Here is a 1,718-nt window from a genome sequence, read left to right on the forward strand (position 1 = left end):
TGGATTATGTTTTGGATGAGAAACTTCAAATTCTTGACCATTTTTCTCTACTGTCATTGTAACTGAGCCAATTATAGTGAAATTTCCACCAAAATCATCATAATAACCACTAACATTATTGCAAGGACTTGGTGCTGTTACTTTGTTGTTCCAGTCATGTACATTTGCATCAATGGTCATTTCGCACCTTTCTCTACTTTCTTCAGCTGAAGTCATAATCGACATGTTAATTAATAAAATCGCTGCTAATATGAGTGTTAATAGTTTTTTCATGATTACTCCTCCTCGTTATTTAATGAAAATAATGAAAGTTGTCCATCTGCATCCTGGGTTATTATACCATTTTCAGGAACATCATGATGATCAACTTTTGGTTGTTTTTTTGTACGACTGTTATTACGCTTATACGCAATACAGTTTTCCATAGTTATTGGATCTTTCTCTTTATATACACATGGCTGGCTACCCATATCACATATGTGATAATGGGCACAGCATGCAAAAGGTTTTTTAAAACCTGTCGGTGTGAAATTACTCAATATCATCACCAAACTTTTCTACAATTTCAAGAAGTCTTCTCATTTCTTCAGATTCATGAGCTGATTCAATGAACAACTGAGTATCTTTATAACGATACGAACCTGAATTAATAAACTCTTCTGCTTCCTGAATAGTTAAAAAGTGTTTTTCAACCTTTTCTCGATATTCATAGCCCGTATGAGCAAAATACCAGTCGTGTTGTTCACAGATGTTGCGTACATCTTCTAAAGATTGGATGTTTTCAACCTCCTGGTCATTAAGCCTAAACCATAACCGACAACCTTCTTTAATAGCGGTCATTTGTAACCGTTTGCCCTCAGTATTAAGGCTCCAATCAAAAAATCTCACGTTATGTTTGGTAGGTCCAATTAATAGACACTCACTATACTCGTTAGGATCTAGGTAAAGCTCTTTCTCCCTTTCAGACACTTTAACAATCACCGGTTTACGAGTCGCACGGTTGTCTTGTGTTTTTAATTCCTTTCCTAGCTTGTTTAGAAATTCTAAATCATCTGCCGTTAGATGTTGAACGAGTAATTCATTCGTCATTCTAATCCTCTCCTTGTTTATTATTTAGTCGTATAAGAAAAATACTTATCGTAAAAATGAACTTCTTTTGCCTCTCCTAATTCTTCTTTCGTTTCCCAATCAACGAATTTGCCTGTCTTGTAAGGATTACAATAGCCCTTTCGATGATGACTATTATTAATGGGATCTGTATTTACTAAATAACCTCTTACAACCGCATAGACCGTTTTTCGTTGATCACGAATGATTTGTTTAAGTTTATTGCTGTTAATATGAAACGTCGCATTGGCCAATGTGACAAAATCAGCATAAGCCACAACCTTGTTCTTATCTGGATTATTCTTATCCCTAGATAAGATCGAGAAGCCACCTTTATGAAGGTTATAATAGACTTCGACTTTCTCACCGACGTTTAATGTTTTTCCCTCACGTATATTTAAACCTTTGGTCAATATAATCACCTTCTATTTGAGTTTATTAACTACGTACATCACCCATTTAGTTACAACTAAAATACTTAAAAGAGTTAATGTAGTTAGCATAATAACTCGTTTAATTTTCAAAACGTAATACAAGGCAATTATTATCGCAATAGATAAGATGGGGCTTTCTAATAATAATCCCCTCATTAAATCAAGCATATAATACGG

The 1,718-nt window shown here is 34.3% G+C and carries 5 protein-coding genes; all 5 read right to left on the minus strand.

Annotated elements, in window-relative coordinates:
* Positions 1-273 (minus strand): hypothetical protein (locus ACTWQB_RS17195; RefSeq protein ID WP_443140383.1); only part of this gene is annotated, 273 nt, incomplete at its 3' end.
* Between the two features lie 2 nt (positions 274-275).
* Positions 276-425, minus strand: coding sequence for a hypothetical protein (locus tag ACTWQB_RS17200; RefSeq protein ID WP_443140384.1), 150 nt, complete (start codon positions 423-425; stop codon positions 276-278).
* A 106-nt stretch (positions 426-531) separates the two neighbouring features.
* Positions 532-1,089: a hypothetical protein gene (locus tag ACTWQB_RS17205; protein ID WP_443140385.1), complete on the minus strand. Its 558-nt coding sequence runs from the start codon at positions 1,087-1,089 to the stop codon at positions 532-534.
* Between the two features lie 20 nt (positions 1,090-1,109).
* Positions 1,110-1,520: a hypothetical protein gene (locus tag ACTWQB_RS17210; RefSeq protein ID WP_443140386.1), complete on the minus strand. Its 411-nt coding sequence runs from the start codon at positions 1,518-1,520 to the stop codon at positions 1,110-1,112.
* 12 nt (positions 1,521-1,532) lie between these two features.
* The coding region (locus tag ACTWQB_RS17215; protein ID WP_443140387.1) for a hypothetical protein at positions 1,533-1,718 on the minus strand (186 nt) is incomplete at its 5' end.

It is taken from the genome of Piscibacillus sp. B03 (assembly GCF_052246295.1).
Taxonomy (GTDB): domain Bacteria; phylum Bacillota; class Bacilli; order Bacillales; family Alkalibacillaceae; genus Piscibacillus.